Source organism: Streptomyces dysideae, assembly GCF_001514305.1.
GTDB classification, from domain to species: domain Bacteria; phylum Actinomycetota; class Actinomycetes; order Streptomycetales; family Streptomycetaceae; genus Streptomyces; species Streptomyces dysideae.
This window is the reverse complement of the sequence record NZ_KQ949095.1, coordinates 122202-143617: the sequence shown is the minus strand read 5'-3', so window position 1 is coordinate 143617 and position 21416 is coordinate 122202. Positions and strand designations below refer to the sequence as shown.

Sequence of the window (21416 nt, the reverse complement as noted above, 5' to 3'; positions counted from 1 at the left end):
CGCCCCTTGGGGCGTGCCGCCCACCGGCACGCGTGCTCCCCCCAACCATCGCCTCCGCACTGGAATGACACCCGAGCGCGGATCGCAGGAGGACCCCACCGATGAGCAGCCACCCCCTGGAGTCGACGGCACCCCCGGCCGTCGTGTCCGACGACGACATCCGGCTCCACTTCGAGGTGCAGCGGCTCTACGCCGTCGAGGCGCAGCTGCTCGACCAGCACCGTTACGCCGACTGGCTGGAGCTGTTCGCCGACGACCTGCACTACTGGGCGCCGGTGCGCACCAACCGGCTGCGTCGTCAGCAGGCCCTGGCCGACGGATCGCCCGGTGAGGTGGCGATCTTCGACGAGACCAAGGCGAGTCTGGCCTGGCGGATCCGACGGTTCGACTCGGGCATGGCCTGGGCCGAGGACCCGCCCTCACGGACCCGGCACCTGATCACCAACGTGACGGTACGGGCGGGGGACGAGAGCGGCGAGTACCTCGCCGAGTCGGCGTTCCTCTGCTACCGCAACCGTCTGGAGCGCGAGGTCGACATCTATGCCGGCGGCCGCACCGACGTCCTGCGCCGTACCGAGGACGGCGGTCTGCTGATCGCCCGCCGCACGATCCTGCTCGACCAGAACGTCCTGCTCGCCAAGAACATCAGCACCTTCCTGTGATGACCGACCGGAGACCCACGTGAGCACTGCACAGACTGAAGAGCCGAAGCTCGTCGAGCACACCGTGCAGACGACGCTCGGGACCGTCGCGGTGAGCGAGGCCGGGGAGGGTCCGGTGCTGGTGATGCTGCACGGCGGCGGCCCGGGCGCGAGCGCGGTGGCGAACTACCGGCAGAACCTGGCCGCCCTCACCCCGCACTTCCGGGTCGTGCTGCCCGACCAGCCCGGTTTCGGGGGCAGCTACCGGCCCACCGAGGCCGACCTCGACGCCCGCAGCATCACCGAGATCACGGTCGATGCCCTGCTGCAGACGCTGGACGCGCTCGGCATCGACCGGTTCCATCTGCTGGGCAACAGCCTCGGGGGTGCCGCCGCCATCGCCACCGCGCTCGAAGCCCCGGAGCGGGTCGAGAAGCTGGTGCTCATGGCCCCGGGTGGCGGCTGGCTGCCCTTCGGGCCTACCCCGACCGAGGGCCAGAAGGCGATGTTCCGCTACTACCACGGCGAAGGTCCGACGGTGAAGAAGATGCGGGACTTCATCCGCGTCATGACCGCCGAGCCGAAGCGCTGGGAGGACACCGTCCAGGCCCGCTACGAGGCATCCCTCGACGAGTCCCACATCGCCTTCTACCACGCCTACAACGCCGCCTTCGCCAAGCGGCACGGCATGGATCCGCTCTGGCAGCGCGTCCACAGGATCAAGGCGCCGACCCTGCTGCTGTGGGGGCGCGACGACCGCACGATCACCCTCGACGGCGCCCAGCTCATGCTCAAGCAGATCCGCGACGTCCAACTGCACGTCTTCGGTGGCTGCGGCCACTGGGTGCAGCTGGAGCGGCAGCAGGAGTTCGAGCGGCTTGTCACCGACTTCCTCGGTGCGCGGTGATGGGCGGCTGGCTGGAGGGCGAGGTCGCCCTGATCACCGGCGGCGGCTCCGGCATCGGCCGAGCGGTCGCCCTGCGGTATCTGGCCGAGGGGGCGCGGGTCGCCGTACTGGACCGGGACGCGGGGCAGCTGGACGACCTCCCGGACGGTGTGCTGACCGTCACCGGTGACGTGCGCTCACCGGACGACCTGCACCGCGCCGTCGAGGCCACCGTGGAACGCTTCAGCAAGCTGGACATCCTCGTCCCGAATGCCGGAATCTGGGACTACCACCGCAGCGTCACCCGGCTGACCGGCAAAGAGCTGTCAGAGGCGTTCGACGAGGTCTTCGGCATCAACGTCAAGGGCTACGTCCTGGCCGTGGAGGCCGCTTGGCGGGAACTGGTCCGCAGTCGCGGGAGCATCGTCATGACCCTCTCCAACGCCTCCATCCACACCGACGGCGGCGGCTCCCTCTACACCGCCAGCAAGCACGCCTGCCTCGGCCTGCTCCGCCAGTTCGCCTACGAGCTCGCGCCCAAGGTCCGGGTCAACGGCGTCGCCGTCGGCGGCATGCGCACCCAGCTGCGCGGACCCGAGAGCCTGGGGCTGCAGGACCGTACACTGGCCGCCTCCTTCGCCAAGAACGAAGCCTCCGGTGAGAAGCAGCCACCTCTCATCCCCCTGTACGACTCCAGCGTCGAGCCCGAGCACTTCACCGGCCCGTACGTCCTGCTCGCCTCCCGCGCCAACAGCGGCACCGTCACCGGAGCGGTCATCCCCGCCGACGGAGGCATCGCCGTACGCGGCTTCCGCACCCCCGCCGGCGGCGCCGGCCTGTAGAGAAGCCCTCCGCCTCCCGTTCGACCTCCTCCGCTCCCGTACGACAGCCATAGAAGGAGCCGCCGCCATGGCCGCCGTCGACATCAGCCCAGCAGCCGCGCTGCACCGCAGAGCCAAGTACCCCACGCCCACCGCCCTCGTCTACGAGGGGCAGGAGTTCTCCGCCGCCGACCTCAGCCGCACCGCGGTCGAGCTGGCCGCCGGACTCGCCGAGCGGGGACTGCGCCGCGGCGACCGGATCGCCTACCTCGGCTTCAACAGTGTCACCTTCCTCCACGCGCTGTTCGCCGCCGCTCACCTCGGGGCCGTCTTCGTCCCCGTCAACTTCCGACTCGCCGCCGACGAGGTGCGCCACATCCTCACCGACAGCGGAGCCCACACCGTGGTCGTCGAGGAGGGACACCGCGAACTGGTGGAGTCGGTCCTCGGCGGCATCCCCGCCCGCCGCCACATATTGATCGACACCGACCCCGCCTGTCCCGCCGACGTGGCGCCCACGGCCACGTGGACGCCGCTGTCGGAGCTGCTCGGCCCCGGCCGGCCCGAACGGGAGCCGGTGCCGTTGCACGACGACGACCTCGGCGCCCTGATGTACACCTCCGGCACCACCGGCCGCCCCAAGGGCGTCATGCTCACCCACGGCAACCTGTGGTGGAACGCGGTCAACGTCGACAGCATGGTGGACACCCGCTCCGACGACGTGAACCTGGCCGCCGCCCCCCTCTTCCACATCGGCGGCCTCAACGCCCTCACCCTGCGCACCCTGCTGCGCGGCGGCACGGTCGTCCTGCGCCGCGGCTTCGACCCCGCCCAGAGCCTGGACGACCTGGTGCGGCACCGGGTGAGCACCTTCTTCGCGGTCCCCGCCATGTACGCCGCCCTCGCCCGCACACCCGGCTTCGCCGAGACCGACCTGAGCGCCCTGCGCTCCGCGGTGGTCGCGGGCGCCCCCGTCCCGCCACAGCTGATCCACGACTACGCCGAACGCGGCGTCCTGCTCCAGCAGGCCTGGGGGCTCACCGAGACGGCCCCCTTCGCCACGTACCTGCCCGCCGGGCTGACGCAGGAGAAGGCGGGTTCGGCCGGCGCCCCCATGCCGTACACCGAGATCTGCATCGCCGATCCCGTCACCGGCGCCAGGATCACCGAGGCCGACACCCGCGGCGAGATCTGCGTCCGCGGCCCCAACGTCACCCCCGGCTACTGGAACAACCCCGAGGCGACCCGTGCCGCCTTCGACGACGCCGGCTGGTTCCACACCGGCGACATCGCCCACCGCGACAAGGACGGCTTCTACTACATCGTCGACCGGCTCAAGGACATGATCATCAGCGGTGGCGAGAACGTCTACCCGGCCGAGGTGGAGCGCGTCCTCGCCGCCTGCCCCGGCGTCCTGGAGGCGGCCGTCATCGGCGTACCCGACCCGAAATGGGGCGAGACCGTCCAGGCCGTTCTCACCTGTGCCCCCGGAACCTCGCTCACGCTGGAAGAGGTACGGGAGTTCGCCGGCCGGCACCTCGCCCGCTACAAGCTCCCCACCCGGCTCCTGCTCGTCGCCCAACTGCCGCGCAACGCCAGTGGCAAGCTCGCCAAGGGCGAACTGCGCCGACTGGTCGAGGCGGATGCCGAGCCGGCCGCCGACGCGGTGTGAGCCCGTCATGACGACCACATTCCCCGACGTGCAGCCGCCGCCCGAGCCCGCCCTCGGCGACGGCTGGACGCTGCGCCCACTCGTCGACGCCGGTCACGGCGTCCACGCGTACGCCGTCGCCCCGCGCGGCGGCGGCACACCGGTCGAGCTGCGGCTGTACCGCGTACAACACCATCCGTTGCGTGCGTGCTATCCGTACGGCGCGTACGACATCGCCGTTGGGCTGGTCCTGGTCCAGGACGCGGAGAACACGGCCGGTCGGCTGCTGAACGACCTCGTCCCCGCCCTGTTCGCCGCCGACCCGAACTGCCGCCGTGTGGTCGCCGCACCGCCTGAGGACGACACTGCCACCCAGGCCGCCTTCGAGGCGGGCGGCTTCCGCCGGGTGGCAGAGGCGGATCTGCCGGCCGGCAGCGTCGTCCTGTTCACGGCGGAACCGTCCTGGCTCGCCGACCTCCCTACGGCCTTGGACGACATGCCTCACTGAGCCCAGTTCCCCTCCACAATGGCCGACGGCACAGGTACGAGACCTGGCCGTCGGCCATCGGCGTTCGCCCCGAAAGGGGCGCAGCCCCCGAAACAACGGCCCCCGTGCTGCACAGCGGCACACAGGCTGGAGCCCGGCAGCATGCCGCCGTCACCTTGATCTCGTGCTTGCCGCTATCGCCATCTCCCAGAGCGCCACCGACCCCCTCTCCGGGCTCGCGCTGCGCGACGACGTACCGGAGCCCGCACCGAAGCCCGGCTGGTGCCGGGTCCGTGTCGTGGCCTCCTCACTCAACATGCACGACCTGTGGACCCTGCGGGGCGTCGGCCACCCTCCCGAGCGGCTCCCGATCGTCCTCGGCTGTGACGCCGCCGGATACGACGAGGACGGCAACGAGGTGATCGTCCACCCGGTGCTCGGCGACCCGGACGCCGGCCGCGGCGACGAGACGCTGGACCCGAACCGGGCGCTGCTGTCCGAGCAGCACGACGGTGCCTTCGCGGAGTACGTCACGGTGCCGACCCGCAACCTGGTCCCCAAGCCCGCGTGGCTGTCGTTCGACGAGGCCGCCTGTCTGCCGGTCGCCTGGACCACGGCCTACCGCATGCTGTTCACCCAGGCCCGGATCACCGCCGGTGACCGGGTCCTGGTGCAGGGCGCCGGCGGCGGTGTCGCCTCCGCCGCGATCAAGCTCGCGGTGGCCGCGGGCGCCGTCGTCTACGCCACCAGCCGCAGCGCGGACAAGCGCGCCGAGGCCCTCAACTGGGGCGCCCGGGCCGCCGTACCCACCGGCGAGCGGCTGCCCGAGAAGGTCGACGTCGTCATCGAGACGGTCGGCGAGGCGACCTGGTCGCACTCGCTGAAGTCACTGCGCCCCGGCGGCACGGTCGTGATCGCCGGAGCCACCAGCGGCACCAACCCGCCCGCCGACCTGGGCCGCGTCTTCTACCTCCAGCAGCGCATCCTCGGCTCCACCGGCTGCACCCGCGCCGAGCTGGTCGCGATGCTACGACTGCTGGAGGCCACCGGCGTGCGCCCGGTGATCGACCGGGCGCTCCCGCTCACGGACATCCACAAGGGCTTCCAGCTCATGATCGACGGCGGCCTCACCGGCAAGGTCGTCATCCACCCGCCGGCTCCTCAGCAGTAAGGACCCCCACCATGACCGCAGCCGCCGTCGGGCTGTCCCACTCGCCCCTGATCGGCAAGAACGACCCGGCACCGGACGTCCTGGCCCGGGTCGCCGAAGCCGTCGCGGGCGCCCGGGAGTTCGTCCGCGCCTACGACCCCGAACTGGTCGTCCTCTACGCCCCCGACCACTACAACGGCTTCTTCTGCAAGGAGATGCCGCCCTTCTGCCTGGCCACCGAGGCGCACGCGGTGGGCGACTTCGGTACGGCCGCCGGCCCGCTGTCGGTCGACACCGCCGCCGCGAAGGCGCTGGCCCAGGGCGTCCTCGACCGTGGCGTCGACCTGACCGTCTCGGCCCGGATGACCGTCGACCACGGCTTCGCCCAGCCCCTCGAAGTGCTCTTCGGCGGCATCGACCAGGTGCCCGTGGTGCCCGTCTTCGTCAACGGAGTGGCCACCCCGCTCGGCCCGGTCAGCCGTATCAGGGCCCTGGGCACGGCGGTCGGGGAGGCCGCCGCGGAACTCGACCGCCGGGTGCTGTTCCTCGCCTCCGGCGGCCTCTCCCACGACCCACCGGTGCCGGTACTGGACGGGGCACCGCCCCGGGTCGCCGACGCGCTGATCGAGGGCCGGCCGCCGACGCCCGAGCAGCGGGCCCGGGGAGAGGAGCGGGTCGTGCAGGCGGGGCGCGACTACGCCGCCGGTTCGACCGCGATGATCCCGATCAACCCCGACTGGGACCACCGGCTCCTCGACCACCTGGAGAAGGAGGAGCTGGCGGAGTTCGACTCCTGGAGCGTCGAGGACATGGCCCGGGAAGGCGGCGGCTCCGCGCACGAAGTCCGGGCATGGATCGCGGCCTTCGCCTCGCTTGCGGCGGCTTCGGGGCCGTACGAGATGACATCCCGTTTCTACGAGGCGATCCCGGCCTGGATCGCCGGGTTCGCCGTGGCCACCGCACGAGGACAGGCTTAGCCATGACACACACGACAGTTGCGCGGGCGGCCGCCCGACTCGCCGGTGCCGCGGAGACGGGAACGCCCGTCGTACCGGTCCGCGACCTGCTCGGCACCCAGGACATCGCCGCCGCCTACGCCGTTCAGCAGGAGCTGACCCGGCGCAGGCTGGCCGACGGCGCGGTCGTCGTCGGCCGTAAGATCGGGCTGACGTCCCCCGCCGTACAGCGCCAACTGGGCGTCGACCAGCCCGACTTCGGCGTGCTGTTCGCCGACATGGACGTGTCGGGGGCGGCGGAGGTGCCCTCGGAACGGCTGCTCCAGCCGAAGGCCGAGGCGGAGATCGCCTTCGTGTTGAAGGAGGACTTGGCCGACGAGGACCTCTCCGAGGCCCGGATCCGCGCCGCCGTGGACTACGCCGTCGCGGCCATCGAGATCGTCGACAGCCGCATCGCCGCCTGGGACATCACCATCACCGACACGATCGCCGACAACGCCTCCAGCGGGCTCTTCGTCCTGGCCGAACACCGGCTCACCCTCGACGAGTTCGAGCCCCGCGAGACACCCATGCGGATGTACGCCGGCGACGAACTGGTCTCCGAGGGCAGTGGCGCCGCCTGTCTCGGCGACCCGCTCACCGCGCTCGCCTGGCTGGCGCGCACGGCACGGTCGTACGGCGAACCCCTGCGGGCCGGCCAGATCGTGCTCTCGGGTGCCCTGGGCCCGATGGTCCCGGCCCCGCCCGGCACCCGGATCCGCGCCGAGATCGGTGCGCTGGGCGAGGTCACGGCCGTGTTCTCCGAGAAGAGGGACGCATGACTGCCCCCATGACCCCCCGTAAGACCAAGGTCGCCGTCATCGGTTCCGGCAACATCGGCACCGACCTGATGATCAAGATCCTGCGTCTGTCCGACACCCTGGAGATGGGCGCGATGGTCGGCATCGCCCCCGACTCCGACGGACTCGCCCGTGCCGCCCGGCTGAACGTCCCGACGACCCACGAGGGCGTCGACGGCCTGATCGCCATGCCGCACTTCGACGACATCGCCATCGTCTTCGACGCGACCTCGGCCGGGGCCCATCGCGCGAACGCCGCCCGGCTGGCTCCGTACGGCAAGAAGATCGTCGACCTCACGCCCGCGGCCATCGGCCCGTTCGTCGTCCCGCCGGTCAACCTCGACGAGCACCTCGAAGCGGACAACCTCAACATGGTCACCTGCGGCGGTCAGGCCACCATCCCCATGGTCGCGGCCGTGTCGGCGGTGACTCCGGTGCACTACGCGGAGATCGTGGCATCCATCGCCTCGAAGTCGGCCGGCCCCGGCACCCGCGCCAACATCGACGAGTTCACCGAGACCACCTCCCACGCCATCGAGAACGTCGGAGGCGCCGCGCGCGGCAAGGCGATCATCGTCCTCAACCCGGCCGAACCCCCGCTGATCATGCGGGACACCGTCTTCTGCCTCACCGGCGACGTCGACCAGGACGCCGTGCGGACCTCCGTGAAGGAGATGGCCGAGCGGGTCGCCGCCTACGTGCCGGGCTACCGGCTCAAGCAGGAGGTGCAGTTCACGCCCGTATCACCCGACGAACCGGTACACACCCTCGTCCCGGCGGGCACCGGCCCGGTCACCACCCGGGTCTCGGTCTTCCTCGAAGTCGAGGGCGCCGCCCACTACCTGCCGGCCTACGCCGGGAACCTCGACATCATGACCTCGGCCGCCCTGCGGGTCGCCGAGTCGCTCGCGGAGGCCAACCGATGACCCACACCGACCGCCGGCTGTACATCCAGGACGTCACCCTCCGCGACGGCATGCACGCCATCCGGCACCGCATCGACCCCGCCGACGTGGCCCGTGTCGCTGCCGCCCTCGACGCGGCCGGCGTCGACGCCATCGAGGTCGCGCACGGCGACGGCCTGGCAGGCGGGTCCCTCAACTACGGCCCCGGCAGCCACAGCGACTGGGAATGGATCGAGGCCGCGGCGGACGCGATCGAGAGCGCGGTCCTGACCACGCTCCTGCTGCCCGGCATCGGCACCATCGCCGAACTCGAACGCGCCCACGCCCTGGGCGTCCGCTCGGTCCGCATCGCCACCCACTGCACCGAGGCCGACATCTCCGCCCAGCACATCGCCAAGGCCCGCGACCTCGGCATGGACGTCTCCGGCTTCCTGATGATGAGCCACATGGCCCCGGCCGCCGAACTCGCCGCCCAGGCCCGGCTGATGGAGTCCTACGGCGCCCACTGCGTGTACGTCACCGACTCCGGCGGCCGACTCACCATGGACGGCATGAGCGAGCGCGTCCGCGCCTACCGCGACGTCCTCGACCCTGCCACCGAGATCGGCGTGCACGCGCACGAGAACCTGTCGCTGTCGGTCGCGAACAGCGTCGTCGCGGTGGAGGAGGGCGTCACACGGGTCGACGCGTCCCTCGCCGGGCAGGGCGCGGGCGCGGGCAACTGTCCCATCGAGGCCTTCGTCGCCGTGGCCGACCTGCAGGACTGGAAGCACGGTTGCGATCTGCTCGCCCTCCAGGACGCCGCCGACGACCTGGTACGACCACTGCGCGACCGCCCGGTCCAGGTGGACCGCGAGACCCTCACCCTCGGCTACGCGGGCGTCTATTCCTCCTTCCTGCGCCACGCCGAGATCGCCGCCGAACGCTACGGCGTCGACGCCCGCGCGCTCCTGCTGGAGGTCGGCCGCCGGGGCCTGGTCGGCGGGCAGGAGGACATGATCGTGGACATCGCCCTCGACCTCGTGTCGGGCGAGGCGACGCCGGTGAGTTGAGCACCGGAGGATCAGGCGATGACTGTGGCGTCTGCGCATGCGGTACGGGTGGGCGTCAGCTCGTCGAGGTCTCCGTCGAGGTCATCACCTTCACCCTCCAGCGCCCGCGGCACGCTGGTCAGGGCTGCTGTCCGGCGTTCCCGGCCCCACCCCCGGATGAGAGATCAGGCCGAACTTCGTCGCCACCACGACCTGATCGCGACGGCCCTTCAGTGCTCGGCCGACCAGTTCCTCGTTGGTATAGGGGCCATAGATCTCGGCGGTGTCGATGTATGTGACACCCAGCCCCAGCGCCCGGTCGATGGTGCGAAGGGACTCCGCCTCGTCGGTCGCGGCGCCGGTGTAGCCGTGGGACATCCCCATCGCGCCCAGACCGATCCTTGAAACGCCCGGATCACGCAGCTTGGTGTACCTCATGGATCCCTGTCCCTTCAGTGCTTCTCGGCCAGGCGTCGAGGCTGGGGACGCTGACCACAACCACCCTCGCGCCCTATCGGCTCCGGTGGCAGACCGGGCTGTGCCAGGGAGTGGCGTTCGGGGCAATGACAGGGCCCCTCACACCCTGGTGCCATGGGAGTCGCTCAGGCCACGACCGATTCCCCGTCCGGTCCGGCCGGCTGTGCATCGACTGATGCGCGACGGTGAGGTCGCCGACCTGCGGGTGCTGGAAGGTCTTGCGTCCGCAGCAGCGCCCCCTTCACGTCGCAGCGCTTCCACAGGTGGTTGAACTCCGGCCTCCGCAGGATGAGTTCATCTTCGAGCCGGGCCAGGTCGGGGGCATCGGGGTCGGTGCCGGCCAGGGTGCGGACGAGGGCCACGCAGTCACGGATCTGGTTGTCCCAGTCGTCGGTGAGGTCCCGTGCGGCGGGATGGAGGAAGGAATAGCGAACGAGCTTGCGCTGTTCCGCCGGCCAGTCCTCGATCCCGACGAACAGCCGTGATCCGGCCGGGTTCCGGGCGAGCACGTCATAGGCGCGGCTGACCACGATCGCGGGGTGGGACCGCACGCTCTCCAGCAGCAGCAACGTACCCTCCGACACGGCCCGGCTGGGGGCGGCCAACGGTCCGGTGTCCGTCCGGGCGGCGCGTACTGCTGACCCCGGCCAGGGAGGCCACCTCCTCACGGCGCAACCCGGGCGTGCGGCGCAGTCCGTTGCTGGCCGGCAGGCCCACCTCCGCAGTGGTCACCTGGGCGCGCCGGCGCGCAGGAAGCGCCCCAGTTCGCTGCCACCGCCGCCTTCTAGACCCGTACTTCGCGGGCCGCGAAGTACGGGTCTAGAGGAAGCTGACGTTCTGGGCGAGGGCGAGCCGGCTGGAGTAGTTGATGGTGTTGGTGGCCGGGCGCATGTAGGCGCGCCAGGCGTCGGAGCCGGACTCGCGGCCGCCGCCGGTCTCCTTCTCACCGCCGAAGGCGCCGCCGATCTCCGCCCCGGAGGTACCGATGTTGACGTTGGCGATGCCGCAGTCGGAGCCCTCGGCGGAGAGGAAACGCTCGGCCTCCTGCTGGTCGCGGGTGAAGATGCTGGAGGACAGGCCCTGCGGGACGTCGTTGTGCAGCGCGACGGCCTCCTCGAACGTGTCGTAGGTCAGGACGTAGAGGACGGGGGCGAAGGTCTCCTCCCGGACGACGTCGGTCTGTTCGTCGACGCGGACGATGACCGGCTCGACGTAGGCGGCCCGGGGTGCGGAGTCGGCCAGACGGCGCTCGCCGCCCACGAGAACCTTGCCGCCCTGCGCCTGCGCGCGGGCGACGGCGTCCTGCATGCCGTCGAGGGACTGAGTGGTGATCAGCGGTCCGACGAGGGTGTTCTCGTCGAACGGGTCGCCAATGGGGAGTTTGGCGTACGCGGACGTCAGACGTGCGACGAGCGTGTCCGCGATGTCGCGGTGGACGATCAGGCGGCGCAGGGTCGTGCAGCGCTGGCCCGCGGTACCGGCGGCGGCGAAGACGATGCCCTGCACGGCGAGGTCCAGATCGGCCGAGGGGGCGACCACGGCGGCGTTGTTGCCGCCGAGTTCCAGCAGGCTGCGCCCGAAGCGGGCCGCGACGCGGGGGCCGACCTCGCGACCCATGCGGGTGGAGCCCGTGGCGCTGACAAGGGCGACGCGCGGGTCGTCCACGAGCCGCTCGCCGATGGTGCGGTCGCCGAGGAGGAGACGGTGCACGTCGCGGGGGGCGCCGACCTCTTCGGCGGCCAGGTCCAGGAGCCGGTCGCAGGCCAGGGAGATCAGCGGAGTGAGCTCGGAGGGCTTCCAGACGACCGTGTCGCCGCAGGCCAGGGCCACCGCGGTGTTCCACGACCACACGGCGGCGGGGAAGTTGAACGCGGAGATGACGCCGACGACCCCGAGCGGGTGCCAGGTCTCGGCGAGGCGGTGGCCGGGGCGCTCGGAGGCGATGGTGCGGCCGTAGAGCTGCCGGGACAGGCCGACCGCGAAGTCACAGATGTCGATCATCTCCTGGACCTCGCCGAGCGCCTCCGAACGGATCTTGCCCGCCTCGATGGTGATGAGGTCGGCCAGGTCGCTCTTGTGGTCGCGCAGCAACTCGCCCAGCCGGCGGACGAGTTCGCCGCGTCGGGGAGCCGGTGTGGTGCGCCAGGTGAGGAATGCCTCGCGGGTGGCGGTGACGGCCTCCTCCGTGTCGGCGGCGGTCGCGGCGGTCAGGCCGAAGAGGTCCTCGCCGGTGATGGGCGTACGGGCCTGGAAGTCGGCGCCTGCCGGTACGGTCACGCCGATGCGGTCCAGGCTCGCACGGGCGCGGGCGCGCAGGTCCTCGGTGGTGGGCAGGGTGGTGCCGGTCATGATGCTCCCTTGAGGGTGGTGAGGTGCAGTTCCCTGGCGACCTGGGCGAGGGAGTCGTTCTGCTGCCGTTCGTACAGGGCGTAGGGGTCGAGGACTTCGCGGTCGATGGCGCCGGAGAGCCAGTCGCTGTCGTAGGCGGCGCCCTGTTGGTCGTTGTCCCGGGAACCCGCGTCGGTGAGGTTGGACTGGAAGATGCCGGCCGCCGAGCGGGGCAGGAAGTCCTCGTAGACGATGGGATCGGCCCGTACCCAGCCCTGTGCCACCAGGTCAGTGAGGGTGGTGGGTGGGCGGCTGCCGTTCCGTGGCCGGTCGGGGACGACGCTGTAGGTGAAGTACGCCAACCCCTGGGCGGCGAGGTCGTGTTCGGTGCCGGGGATGTGCTCCGCCCACAGGGCGCGGGCGAGTTCGGCCCGGTCCTCCCCCACTCCCGGCTTCGCTCGAGCGGGGGGACCCCCATCGGGATGCAGGGCCGTCTGCTGGTCGACGAGGGTGAGCAGGCGGTCGTAGCGGGCCCGGCCCTCGCGGGTGACGGCGATGCCGCGGGCCTCGACCTCGCCGAACCGCACGCGCAGAGCACCCTTGGTCACGCTGCCGTCCGGGGCGCGCAGGGCCCGGGGCTCGGCCAGGGCCCGGAACGACGTCTGGCGCAGCAGCAGGTCGGGTCCCTGCCAGCGGGGCGGGCCCTGGATGGTGTCGATCATCTCGATGCCGCGCTCGGTCATACGCCGGTAGAGCTCGTCGATGTCCAGGACGCGCGGGGTGAGATGGTTGATGTGGGTGCTGCGGACGCCGCCGATGTCCGCGGCGACGGCGGAGACCCGCTCCAGGGTCTCGTACCAGGCCCTGTCGATCGGTTCGGCGGACAACTCGAACGCGGCGACGGCGAGTTGGAGGAACCGTTCGGCGTCCTCCTCGGGCAGCTCGCGCTCGGCCTCCGCACGGTCGGCCAGCGCGAGCAGCTCCGGTGGGAACAGCTCCCGGCCGGCCAGGAACGTCTCCAGACGGGCGCGCAGACCGGCGTCGAAGAACCGAGGGTCCGCTGGGGTGAGCATGGACGTGAAGACGCGGAAGGGGTTGCGGGCCAGCTCCTCGCCGTCGACGGGACGGAACGCGGTCGACACGACGGGTACCGCGCTGGCGGCGGCTTCGCGGAGGTCGTAGAAGCCGACCGGACGCATGCCCAGGGCGCCGAAGACGCGGGCGACCTGGGCGAGTTCGGCGGGGGTGCCGACGCGGATGGCGCCGTGGCGCTCCGCGGTCACGCGGCTGATGGAGCCGAGGCGTTCGGCGTCGCCACCCTGGGCGCGCAGGACGTCCTCGTTCACCTCGCGCGACACGTCCACGAGCGTGGTGTAGGCGGGGACCTCCCGCCCGTACATGTCCGAGAGCCGGGCGGCGAAGGCGGCACGCAGCTGCCACTGGCTGATCATGGAAGGGTCTCCCTTTCGAACAGGGGGCTCATCAGGGGAGTTCGGGGTGCTCACACCACGTGGGCTTCGGGGCGGATCTCGGCTCCCGAGCGGAAACGGTCGGCGCTGAGAGGGGAGATGTCGACGAACGGTTCGCGGTCCAGGCAGAGGTCGCGCAGGATCTCGCCGACGGCGGGGCCCTGCAGGAAGCCGTGGCCGGAAAACCCGGTGGCGTACAGGAAGTTGGACAGCTCGCCGGAGCGTCCGATCAGCGCGTTGTGGTCGGGGGTGACCTCGTACAGTCCGGCCCAGCCGTCGGCGATCTCCATGCCGGCCAGTTCGGGGGCTCGGTACCGTACGACGTCCCGGAAGAGCTCCAGCCACTCCGGGGTCCAGGTGGTGTCGAAGCCGTCCCGCTGGCCGGGGTCGGCGAGGCCGAACAGCAGGCCGTCGTCGCTGTTGTGGAAGTACGCCGACGACGCGAAGTCGATGGTGAAGGGGATACGGGGCGCCGGGGGCGTGAGCGGCTCGGTGAAGGCGAGCTGGCGGCGCACCGGCCGTACCGGCAGGTCGACGCCGGCCATGGCGCCGATCTGCCCGGACCAGGCGCCCGCCGTACAGATGACGGTGGAGCAGGCGATGCGGCCGCGGTCGGTGTGGACCGCGGCGACCCGGTCGCCGGCGGTGTCGATGCCGGTCACGCACGCGCGCGTGGCGAAGGTTACGCCGGCCCGGGCCGCGGCGTCGGCGTAGCCCTGGACGACCAGTGCGGGGCGGGCGTGGCCGTCGGTGGGTGAGAAGGCGGCGGCGACGAGGCCGTCGGTGCTGATGTAGGGGCACAGCCGGTGTGCCTCGTCCGGGCCGATCATGCGGGTGGGGACGCCCAGACCGTTCTGGATCCCGACACTGGTCTCGAAGTCCGCGGCCTGCCGGTCGCTGGTGAGCAGGAAGAGGTAGCCGACGCTGTCCAGGCGGATGTCGGTGCCGGGGCGGTGCGGGAAGTCCTGGAAAGCGCGCAGGCTCCGGCTGCCGAGTTCGATGTTGAGCGGATCGGAGAACTGGGCGCGCACTCCGCCGATCGGTTTGCCCGAGCTGCCGCTGCACAGTTCGCCGCGCTCGACGACGACGATGTCGGTCACGCCGGCTTCGGCGAGGTGGAACGCGGTGCTGGCACCCATCACCCCACCGCCGATGATCACGACATCGGCGGTCGGCGGAACGGTGCGGAAGGTGGAGGAGGAGAGGGACAAGAGACCGTCCTTCCAGAGGCTGTGCGTCATCGTGACGCAGCCTGACCGTTGACGTCCATGAACAGTTGGTGCTTCCGATCTATTAGGTTCTCTATATGGACTGGACGAGTTCCCAGCTGCGCTCCCTGGTGGAACTGACCCGGCGCGGCACCATCACGGCGGTGGCGCAGGCCCTGGGGTACACCCCCGGCGGGGTCTCCCAGCAGATCGCCGCGCTGGAGAAGGCCACGGGCATGGAACTGCTGCGTCGGGTGGGGCGGCGGGTGGAACTGACCGACGCGGGGAGGACGCTGGCCCTGCACGCCGAGCGGATCCTGTCCACAGAGGCCGAAGCCGTGGAGGCGCTGGAACGCAGCCGGGGCGAGGTCTCCGGGGTGCTGCGGGTCGGCCTCTTCGCCACGGTCGCCGCCGAGGTCCTGCCGCTGGCCCTGCGGCGCGTGCACGAGGCCCATCCCGGACTGGCCGTGCACAGCCGTGACCTGGACGTGGACGAGGTCTACGACGCCGTCGCCTCCGGCGGTGTGGACCTGGCGCTCGGCCTGGACTACCCGGACGTGCCCATCCCGCGCGACCCCGCCCTGCGGGTGACGCAGCTCTACCGGGAGCGGTTCTCCCTCGCGGTGCCCACCGGGTCGACGGACGGCCGCGAGGAGATCTCCCTGACCGACACCCGGGACCTGACGTGGATCCTGCCGTCCGCCGACAGCTACTACGGCCGCGCCGTGCGCACCGCCTGTCGACGGGCGGGCATCGAGCCGGACGTACAGCACGAGGTGACGGACACCGCGGCCACCCTGGCGCTGGTCGAGGCGGGCATCGGGGTGAGCACGGTGACGGATCTGATGCTCAGACTGCGCGCCTCGCACTTCGACGTGGTGCCGCTGAGCGAGACGGTCGAGCGGCACATCGTCGTGGTGTTCCGCTCCTCCGCCGAGCGCCGGCCCACGGTGGCGGCCCTCCTCGACGTCCTGCGGGCGGTGGCCGAATCCCGGCGTGACACCTCGGCGTAGAGCTTGCTCTTCAGTCTCTTCCGTGCGGGTGCAGGAACGGCTCGTCCACGGGTACCGCCCGCCGCAGCGAGGCCAGCAGGGGGGTCAGCAGCGGGTTGCTGTTCTCGCTTCGGTGCAGGGCCAGCACGGTGCGGTGTGCGGAGCGCTGGGTGAGCCGAGTGGCCTCGATGCTGTCCTTCGGGGCGTGGCCGAGTGCCGGTACCACCGCCACTCCGAGCCCCGCGGACACCAACTCCCGTACGACGTCGTAGTTGTTGCTGCGGAAGGCGACCGCGGCCTCGAACCCGGCCGCCGCACACAGCCGGACGGTCGACCGGGCCCCGTCGGTGCCCTCCCGGCTGGTGATCCAGCGGGCCCGGGACAGGTGGGGGAGTTGTGCGCTCAGGCCGCTGTCGCGGGCGCGGAGCAGCACGAGGTCCTCCGTCAGCAGCCGGTGGTGGGTCAGACCGTCGGGCCATGGACGGGGGCTGAGTCCGTACTCGTACACCAGGGCGACATCCAGGTCACCGTCGCCGAGTGCGGCGACCAGTTCCTCGGGCTCGCCCTCCTCCAGTTGGATCTGGGCACGGGGATGGCTCTCGGCGAACGCCGACAGGGCGGGCGGTACGAGCCTGACGCCGGCGGTGGGGAAGCTGCCTAGCCGCAGCCGGCCGGTGACACCGGTGGCCAGCTCCCGCACGTGCTGGTCCAGGTCGCCCAGGGCGGCCAGCACACGATCGCCGAGCTCGCCCAGGCGGTGGGCGGCGGCCGTCGGCCGGATCCCATGAGCCTCGCGCTCGAACAGCACAAGGCCGGTCTCCTTCTCCAGGGCGGAGATCTGCTGGGAGACCGCGGACGCGGTGTAGCCGAGATCGCGGGCCGCGATCGCGAACGATCCGCTGCGGACGGCGGCCTTCAGCGTGAGCAGGTGCAGTGGCTTCAGCAACGCGGGCTCCTCAGTAGCGTAAGTATCTCTTGCCCTGGTGCGTCAATTCTCTCGTTCTGCTGGCCCTTGTGCCGGCCCCGCCCGGCCCACATCGTGGGAGGACCCGGGCGACCGCGCCTGGTGGGCAAGGAGGAGCGAGCACCGTGACCAGGACAGCGCCGGGCCGTGGCAGCCTCGACGCGGCGGCTGTGGCCGCGGCACTTGCCCGCGGGGACTGCGGAGAGGTCGCCGGTGACGCCGGCCGCCGGGCACAGTACTCGGCCGACGCCTCCAACTACCGCCGGATCCCGCTCGCCGTGGTCTTTCCCCGTGAGCGGCGGCACGTCCTCAACGCCCTCGCCGTGTGCCGCCGCCTGGGTGTGCCGGTCACCTCGCGCGGGGCCGGCACCAGCACCTCCGGCCAGGCGGTGGGGGCGGGCGTGGTGCTCGACTTCTCCCGCCACTTCAACCGGCTGCTCGCGCTGGATCCGGGGGCGGGGACCGCCACGGTGCAGCCGGGCATCGTCCTGGACGACCTGCAGAAGGCGGCCTCCGCCCACGGTCTGCTGTTCGGCGCCGACCCGTCCACCCACAGCCGCTGCACGCTCGGCGGCATGATCGGCAACAACGCCTGCGGATCGCACTCCCTGGCCTGGGGACGCACCGCCGACAACGTCCTGGAACTCGAGGTGGTCACCTACCGGGGCACGGTGGTCCGGCTCGGCGAGATGAGCCGGCGGGAGATCGACGAGGCCGTCGCCGCCGGCGACGACCGCGGGCGGCTGATCGCGTCCCTGCACCGCCTCGCCCAGGACAACCTGGCGGCGCTGCGTACGAAACTGGGGCAGTTCCCGCGGCAGGTGTCGGGCTACGCGCTGGAACACCTGCTGCCCGAGCGCCGGTTCAATCCCGCCCGTGCTCTGGTCGGCAGCGAGGGCACGCTCGCCGTCGTCCTCTCGGCGACCGTCCGACTGGTCTCCCCGCCCCCCGCCCGGGCTCTCGTCGTCCTCGGCTTCCAGGACGCCGGCGCCGCGGCCGACGCCGTGCCCGCCCTGCTGGGGCACCCGTTGCTGGCTCTGGAGGGACTCGACCAGGCGCTGACCGACATCGTCACCCGCCCCGAGACCCGCGCGGCGATCGACAGCCTGCCCGCCGCCCGGGCCTGGCTGTTCGCCGAACTCGGCGGTGAGGCAGACGAGTTGCCCCTGCGTGCGGCCGAACTCGCCGAGACCGCCCGGCAGGCCACGGGCTGCACCGGCACCGAGGTCGTCACCGATCCCGCCCGTGCCCGACGGCTGTGGCGGATCCGTGAGGACGGAGCGGGCCTGGCCACCCGCCTGCCCGGGGGCACCTCCCAGCCCCCTGGGGCTGGGGGAGGCTCCGAAGCCTGGCCCGGCTGGGAGGACGCGGCCGTCCCGCCAGACCGACTCGGCTCCTACCTACGCCAGTTCATCCAGCTGCTGGAACGGCACGACCTGCGGGGCGCGGTCTACGGCCACTTCGGTGAGGGCTGCCTGCACGTCCGTATCGACTTCGACTTCACCACCGAACAGGGCACCGCCGTCTTCCGCGCCTTCGTCACCGACGCCGCCGAGCTCGTCACCGCGCACGGCGGCTCCCTGTCCGGCGAACACGGCGACGGCCAGGCACGCTCCGAACTGCTGCCGCTCATGTACGGGCCTGAAGTCATCGCCCTGTTCGAGGAGTTCAAGAACCTCTGGGACCCCGACAACGGCCTCAACCCCGGCATGATCGTGCGGCCGCTGCCCGTGGACGGCAACCTCAGGGTCAGCCCGCACCGCACGCCGCTGCCGCTCACCACAGTCTTCCCCCTCCACTCCGACGACGGCGACTTCGCCAAGGCCGCCCGCCGCTGCGTCGGCGTCGGAAAGTGCCGTACCGCCGCCCACCGCGGCGACGTCATGTGCCCCAGCTACCGGGTCACCCTCGACGAGAAGGACTCCACCCGGGGCCGCGCCCGCCTGCTCTACGAGATGACCCAGGGTGAGGTGATCACCGACGGCTGGCGGTCGACCGAGGTCCGCGACGCCCTCGACCTGTGCCTGTCCTGCAAGGGGTGCAGCGCCGACTGCCCGGTCGAGGTGGACATGGCCACGTACAAGTCGGAGTTCCTGTACCACCACTACAAGGGCCGCGTCCGGCCCGCCTCGCCCGGGTCATGACGTGGAAGTGGGCCGGCGTCGACCTGTTCTACGGCGGAGCCAAGGCCGGCATCGTCGCCGACCCCGCCGCCCGCGACAAGGAGGCCGTCCTGCGCGCCTTCGCCCGCGCCCTGTCCAACGAGGTGCCCCGCGAGTACGTGATGGGGCTCGACATGGGGCTGACCGAGAGCGACGCCGCCGTCATCCAGGACGAGCTGGGCGACCGCGCCGCCGCCGTAGGCACCCCCGAGCACCTCGGCGGCGTCGCCTACGACAAGCTCGGCGTCACCGGCTACGGGGTCGCCGAGGCCGCCGACGCCGCGGCCCAGCGCCTGGGCCTGCCGCTGGCCGGGGCCCGCGTCGCCATCCAGGGCTTCGGCGCCGTCGGCAGCGCGGCCGCCCGTCGGTTCGCCGAACTCGGCGCCACCGTCGTGGCGGTCTCCACCGCCCATGGTGCCCTGCACGGCCCCGGCGGACTCGACGTCGACGACCTCCTGACGGCCCGCGAGGAACACGGCGACCACTTCGTCACCCGCCTCGGCCGGGGCACGACGCTCGCCCCCGGCGCGGAACTCACCGTTGACTGCGACGTCCTGGTGCCCGCCGCCCTGCAGGACGTGATCGACCACACCACCGCGCAGGACATCAAGGCCGGACTCGTCGTCGAGGGCGCCAACCTGCCCACCTCGCCCGACGCCCAGGCCATCCTCGCCGGGCGCGGTGTCACCGTGCTTCCCGACTTCGTCGGCAACGCCGGAGGTGTCGTCGCCGCCGCCTTCGCGATGGACGCCCGCTACTCCGGCTTCCGCCCCGACACCACCGCCATCTTCGAGACCGTCTCGGCCAGGCTGCGCGCCAACACGGTCACCGTCCTCGACGAGGCCGAGCGCCGGGACGTCACCCCGCACGCCGCCGGCCGCGCCCTGGCCGAGCAGCGCGTCCTCACCGCGATGCGGAGCAAGGGCCGCATACCCCGCGCCTGACCACGCCCTGCTACTCGACGTGCCGTGCCTCCCGCGCGACGACCGGCCGCGCCCGGAGCGCGGCCACGGGGTCGGCCGCCTCGCGAGCGACGGGCATGAACAGGTCGATGTCCCGCTCGTACCAGAGCGTGCTGTTGGACTCCGTGTGGAAGGCGAGCCGCACACCGTGCCGTGACGAAGAAGGGCGGGCGGGTCCCGAACGTCGTACCCATGGACAGTCCGGCGACGAGGACGTCCGCCCCCGCGTCGGCGAGGAGCTTGGTGCAGTACTCGGCGTTCGGGATCAGCGTGAACCTCACCGTGACGTCGGGGTTGGCGGCCCAGAACTTGTAGCGAAATCGATTAGCCCTGGTACATCGCTTCCGTCGCCGGTCAGCTCAGGCGTGGGTCGACGTGGATCTTGGGTCCGGGGCCGGCGCCGACCGGGCGCTCACCTGCGAGGACGGGGCCGACCTGGTCCAGGCCCACGGTCGCGGCGACGAGCGGCCTCGGGTCGACGGAGCCGTCGGCGTACGCCCGGATCGTGGCGTCCAGGCCGGGGGAGGCGGACAGGACGCCCACCGCGGTCACGTCCCTGAGGGCGAGGGCGCGGGTGTCGATGCGGCTGGGTTCGCCGGCCAGTCCTACGTAGACGACGCGGCCGCCCGGCTCGACCGACTCCAGGGCCAGGCCGGGCAGATGGGCGGCGTTCGAGGCGTCGACCACCGCGTCGAACGACAGGTCCGGGACGGCGTCCTCCGCCCACACGTGCTCGAAGCCCAGATCGCGGGCGAAGGCGAGCGAGCTGTCGGTACGGCCCATCAGGTGCACCTCGGCGCCGGCGGCGCGGACGAACATCGCGACCAGCAGCCCGATGGTCCCCGGGCCCAGGATCAGGGCACGGTCACCGGGCCGGGGCATGGCCGCCCGCGCCGCACGCAGGGCGTTGCCGCCCGGCTCCACCAGCGCGCCGAGCGCGGCGCCGACCGAGTCGGGCAGGACGTGCAACGACGAGACCGGCACGGCGAGCTGCTCCGCCAGGGCACCGGCCCGGCCCCCGCGAATACCGACCTCCTGCCGCTTCTCGCACACGTGCTGCCGGCCGCGTTGGCACCGGCGGCAGCTACCGCAGCCGAGCATGGTGTCGCCCATGACCCGTCGCCCGACCCAGGCCGGGTCGACACCGTCGCCGAGGGCAGTCACACGCCCGGACCACTCGTGGCCCAGCCGCATCGGGTACGCGGAGTGTCCTTGGTGGAGGTAGGCCATCGCGCCGGTGAAGAACTCCACGTCGGTACCGCACACGCCCACCCGCTCGACGTCGACGACGACCTCGCCGGGGGCGGCCACCGGTGCCGGCACCTCCTGAACGGCGTACTCCCCGGGGGCGGTCAGGACGAATGCGCGCATGAGGTGCACGAGGCAGGTCTCCAGAGGAGGGGGGTCGAGCGGGCCTCACCGAGGCCTGTCGGGGTGCCGGACGTGTGCGTATGCTCCATGGCGTTCCAGACATTAGACCGGTGTGT

The 21416-nt window shown here is 71.8% G+C and carries 19 protein-coding genes and 2 pseudogenes; 13 read left to right on the top strand and 8 right to left on the bottom strand.

All coding sequences use genetic code 11. The annotated features are described in order from the left end of the window. Nucleotides 1-101 precede the first annotated feature (101 nt). The 10 genes from AQJ91_RS29160 to dmpG all read left to right on the top strand — a co-directional run bounded on the left by AQJ91_RS29160 (nucleotide 102) and on the right by dmpG (nucleotide 9388). Nucleotides 102-662: a 3-phenylpropionate/cinnamic acid dioxygenase subunit beta gene (locus AQJ91_RS29160; RefSeq protein ID WP_107122565.1), complete on the top strand. Its 561-nt coding sequence runs from the start codon at nucleotides 102-104 to the stop codon at nucleotides 660-662. Nucleotides 663-681: 19 nt separating this feature from the next. Next, the gene (locus AQJ91_RS29155) at nucleotides 682-1548 is read left to right on the top strand and encodes an alpha/beta fold hydrolase (protein WP_067027432.1); all 867 of its coding nucleotides are present in this window, start codon (nucleotides 682-684) and stop codon (nucleotides 1546-1548) included. After that, entirely contained in the window at nucleotides 1548-2369 is an 822-nt protein-coding gene (locus AQJ91_RS29150) for an SDR family NAD(P)-dependent oxidoreductase (protein WP_067027431.1), read from the top strand. Before AQJ91_RS29155 ends, AQJ91_RS29150 begins: the two co-directional genes overlap by 1 nt. A gap of 67 nt (nucleotides 2370-2436) precedes the next feature. Beyond that, complete coding sequence (locus tag AQJ91_RS29145) at nucleotides 2437-4020, top strand: acyl-CoA synthetase (RefSeq protein WP_067027429.1); 1584 nt, start codon at nucleotides 2437-2439, stop codon at nucleotides 4018-4020. Nucleotides 4021-4027: 7 nt separating this feature from the next. Continuing rightward, the gene (locus tag AQJ91_RS29140) at nucleotides 4028-4507 is read left to right on the top strand and encodes a GNAT family N-acetyltransferase (RefSeq protein ID WP_067027427.1); all 480 of its coding nucleotides are present in this window, start codon (nucleotides 4028-4030) and stop codon (nucleotides 4505-4507) included. A 163-nt stretch (nucleotides 4508-4670) separates the two neighbouring features. Continuing rightward, nucleotides 4671-5657, top strand: a complete 987-nt coding sequence (locus AQJ91_RS29135; protein WP_067027425.1) for a zinc-binding dehydrogenase — start codon at nucleotides 4671-4673, stop codon at nucleotides 5655-5657. Between the two features lie 11 nt (nucleotides 5658-5668). Further along, on the top strand, nucleotides 5669-6613 hold the full coding sequence (locus tag AQJ91_RS29130; RefSeq protein WP_067027423.1) for a 3-carboxyethylcatechol 2,3-dioxygenase: 945 nt from the start codon (nucleotides 5669-5671) through the stop codon (nucleotides 6611-6613). A 2-nt stretch (nucleotides 6614-6615) separates the two neighbouring features. Continuing rightward, the gene (locus AQJ91_RS29125) at nucleotides 6616-7413 is read left to right on the top strand and encodes a 2-keto-4-pentenoate hydratase (RefSeq protein ID WP_067027421.1); all 798 of its coding nucleotides are present in this window, start codon (nucleotides 6616-6618) and stop codon (nucleotides 7411-7413) included. After that, nucleotides 7410-8357: an acetaldehyde dehydrogenase (acetylating) gene (locus tag AQJ91_RS29120; protein WP_407696939.1), complete on the top strand. Its 948-nt coding sequence runs from the start codon at nucleotides 7410-7412 to the stop codon at nucleotides 8355-8357. Before AQJ91_RS29125 ends, AQJ91_RS29120 begins: the two co-directional genes overlap by 4 nt. Next, nucleotides 8354-9388 (top strand): 4-hydroxy-2-oxovalerate aldolase, encoded by a 1035-nt coding sequence (gene dmpG / locus AQJ91_RS29115; RefSeq protein ID WP_067027418.1) that lies wholly within the window; start codon nucleotides 8354-8356, stop codon nucleotides 9386-9388. Before AQJ91_RS29120 ends, dmpG begins: the two co-directional genes overlap by 4 nt. A gap of 120 nt (nucleotides 9389-9508) precedes the next feature. Here dmpG and AQJ91_RS29110 read toward each other — a convergent pair. The 5 genes and pseudogenes from AQJ91_RS29110 to AQJ91_RS29090 all read right to left on the bottom strand — a co-directional run. Next, nucleotides 9509-9805 (bottom strand): annotated as a pseudogene (locus tag AQJ91_RS29110) (aldo/keto reductase); the annotation flags it as partial. Nucleotides 9806-9969: 164 nt separating this feature from the next. Continuing rightward, complete coding sequence (locus tag AQJ91_RS56120; RefSeq protein ID WP_234383035.1) at nucleotides 9970-10413, bottom strand: MmyB family transcriptional regulator; 444 nt, start codon at nucleotides 10411-10413, stop codon at nucleotides 9970-9972. Nucleotides 10414-10663: 250 nt separating this feature from the next. After that, entirely contained in the window at nucleotides 10664-12193 is a 1530-nt protein-coding gene (gene amaB / locus AQJ91_RS29100; RefSeq protein WP_067027411.1) for an L-piperidine-6-carboxylate dehydrogenase, read from the bottom strand. Then, nucleotides 12190-13623, bottom strand: coding sequence for a 2-oxoadipate dioxygenase/decarboxylase (hglS, locus tag AQJ91_RS29095; protein WP_067027409.1), 1434 nt, complete (start codon nucleotides 13621-13623; stop codon nucleotides 12190-12192). Before hglS ends, amaB begins: the two co-directional genes overlap by 4 nt. A 50-nt stretch (nucleotides 13624-13673) precedes the next feature. Beyond that, the gene (locus AQJ91_RS29090; RefSeq protein ID WP_067027407.1) at nucleotides 13674-14882 is read right to left on the bottom strand and encodes an NAD(P)/FAD-dependent oxidoreductase; all 1209 of its coding nucleotides are present in this window, start codon (nucleotides 14880-14882) and stop codon (nucleotides 13674-13676) included. A 65-nt stretch (nucleotides 14883-14947) separates the two neighbouring features. On the opposite strand from AQJ91_RS29090, the gene AQJ91_RS29085 reads away from it, so the two are divergent. Then, nucleotides 14948-15862, top strand: coding sequence for a LysR family transcriptional regulator (locus tag AQJ91_RS29085; RefSeq protein WP_067027405.1), 915 nt, complete (start codon nucleotides 14948-14950; stop codon nucleotides 15860-15862). A gap of 10 nt (nucleotides 15863-15872) precedes the next feature. On the opposite strand, the gene AQJ91_RS29080 is transcribed toward AQJ91_RS29085, so the two are convergent. Then, the gene (locus AQJ91_RS29080; protein WP_067027403.1) at nucleotides 15873-16787 is read right to left on the bottom strand and encodes a LysR family transcriptional regulator; all 915 of its coding nucleotides are present in this window, start codon (nucleotides 16785-16787) and stop codon (nucleotides 15873-15875) included. A 143-nt stretch (nucleotides 16788-16930) separates the two neighbouring features. On the opposite strand from AQJ91_RS29080, the pseudogene AQJ91_RS29075 reads away from it, so the two are divergent. Together AQJ91_RS29075 and AQJ91_RS50160 are read left to right on the top strand one after the other, a co-directional pair. After that, a pseudogene (locus tag AQJ91_RS29075) lies at nucleotides 16931-18937 on the top strand (FAD-binding and (Fe-S)-binding domain-containing protein); the annotation flags it as partial. Nucleotides 18938-18945: 8 nt separating this feature from the next. After that, nucleotides 18946-19911, top strand: a complete 966-nt coding sequence (locus AQJ91_RS50160; protein WP_407696938.1) for a Glu/Leu/Phe/Val family dehydrogenase — start codon at nucleotides 18946-18948, stop codon at nucleotides 19909-19911. A 10-nt stretch (nucleotides 19912-19921) separates the two neighbouring features. Here AQJ91_RS50160 and AQJ91_RS56115 read toward each other — a convergent pair whose 3' ends face one another. Both AQJ91_RS56115 and AQJ91_RS29070 read right to left on the bottom strand, forming a co-directional pair. Next, nucleotides 19922-20074 carry a hypothetical protein gene (locus AQJ91_RS56115; protein ID WP_234383033.1) on the bottom strand — a complete coding sequence of 51 codons (153 nt, stop codon included), beginning with the start codon at nucleotides 20072-20074 and terminating at the stop codon, nucleotides 19922-19924. Between the two features lie 209 nt (nucleotides 20075-20283). Beyond that, on the bottom strand, nucleotides 20284-21300 hold the full coding sequence (locus AQJ91_RS29070; protein WP_199848051.1) for a zinc-dependent alcohol dehydrogenase: 1017 nt from the start codon (nucleotides 21298-21300) through the stop codon (nucleotides 20284-20286). Nucleotides 21301-21416 lie beyond the last annotated feature (116 nt).

What these genes read in the sequence shown, in the direction of transcription:
- AQJ91_RS29150 (WP_067027431.1), top strand. Translation starts at nt 1,548, where the DNA reads ATGGGCGGCTGGCTGGAGGGCGAGGTCGCCCTGATCACCGGCGGCGGC.
- AQJ91_RS29125 (WP_067027421.1), top strand. Translation starts at nt 6,616, where the DNA reads ATGACACACACGACAGTTGCGCGGGCGGCCGCCCGACTCGCCGGTGCC.
- AQJ91_RS50160 (WP_407696938.1), top strand. Translation starts at nt 18,946, where the DNA reads ATGACGTGGAAGTGGGCCGGCGTCGACCTGTTCTACGGCGGAGCCAAG.
- AQJ91_RS29160 (WP_107122565.1), top strand. Translation starts at nt 102, where the DNA reads ATGAGCAGCCACCCCCTGGAGTCGACGGCACCCCCGGCCGTCGTGTCC.
- amaB (WP_067027411.1), bottom strand. Translation starts at nt 12,193, where the DNA reads ATGACCGGCACCACCCTGCCCACCACCGAGGACCTGCGCGCCCGCGCC.
- AQJ91_RS29070 (WP_199848051.1), bottom strand. Translation starts at nt 21,300, where the DNA reads ATGCGCGCATTCGTCCTGACCGCCCCCGGGGAGTACGCCGTTCAGGAG.
- dmpG (WP_067027418.1), top strand. Translation starts at nt 8,354, where the DNA reads ATGACCCACACCGACCGCCGGCTGTACATCCAGGACGTCACCCTCCGC.
- AQJ91_RS29130 (WP_067027423.1), top strand. Translation starts at nt 5,669, where the DNA reads ATGACCGCAGCCGCCGTCGGGCTGTCCCACTCGCCCCTGATCGGCAAG.
- AQJ91_RS29085 (WP_067027405.1), top strand. Translation starts at nt 14,948, where the DNA reads ATGGACTGGACGAGTTCCCAGCTGCGCTCCCTGGTGGAACTGACCCGG.
- AQJ91_RS29140 (WP_067027427.1), top strand. Translation starts at nt 4,028, where the DNA reads ATGACGACCACATTCCCCGACGTGCAGCCGCCGCCCGAGCCCGCCCTC.
- hglS (WP_067027409.1), bottom strand. Translation starts at nt 13,623, where the DNA reads ATGATCAGCCAGTGGCAGCTGCGTGCCGCCTTCGCCGCCCGGCTCTCG.
- AQJ91_RS29090 (WP_067027407.1), bottom strand. Translation starts at nt 14,882, where the DNA reads ATGACGCACAGCCTCTGGAAGGACGGTCTCTTGTCCCTCTCCTCCTCC.
- AQJ91_RS29120 (WP_407696939.1), top strand. Translation starts at nt 7,410, where the DNA reads ATGACTGCCCCCATGACCCCCCGTAAGACCAAGGTCGCCGTCATCGGT.
- AQJ91_RS29145 (WP_067027429.1), top strand. Translation starts at nt 2,437, where the DNA reads ATGGCCGCCGTCGACATCAGCCCAGCAGCCGCGCTGCACCGCAGAGCC.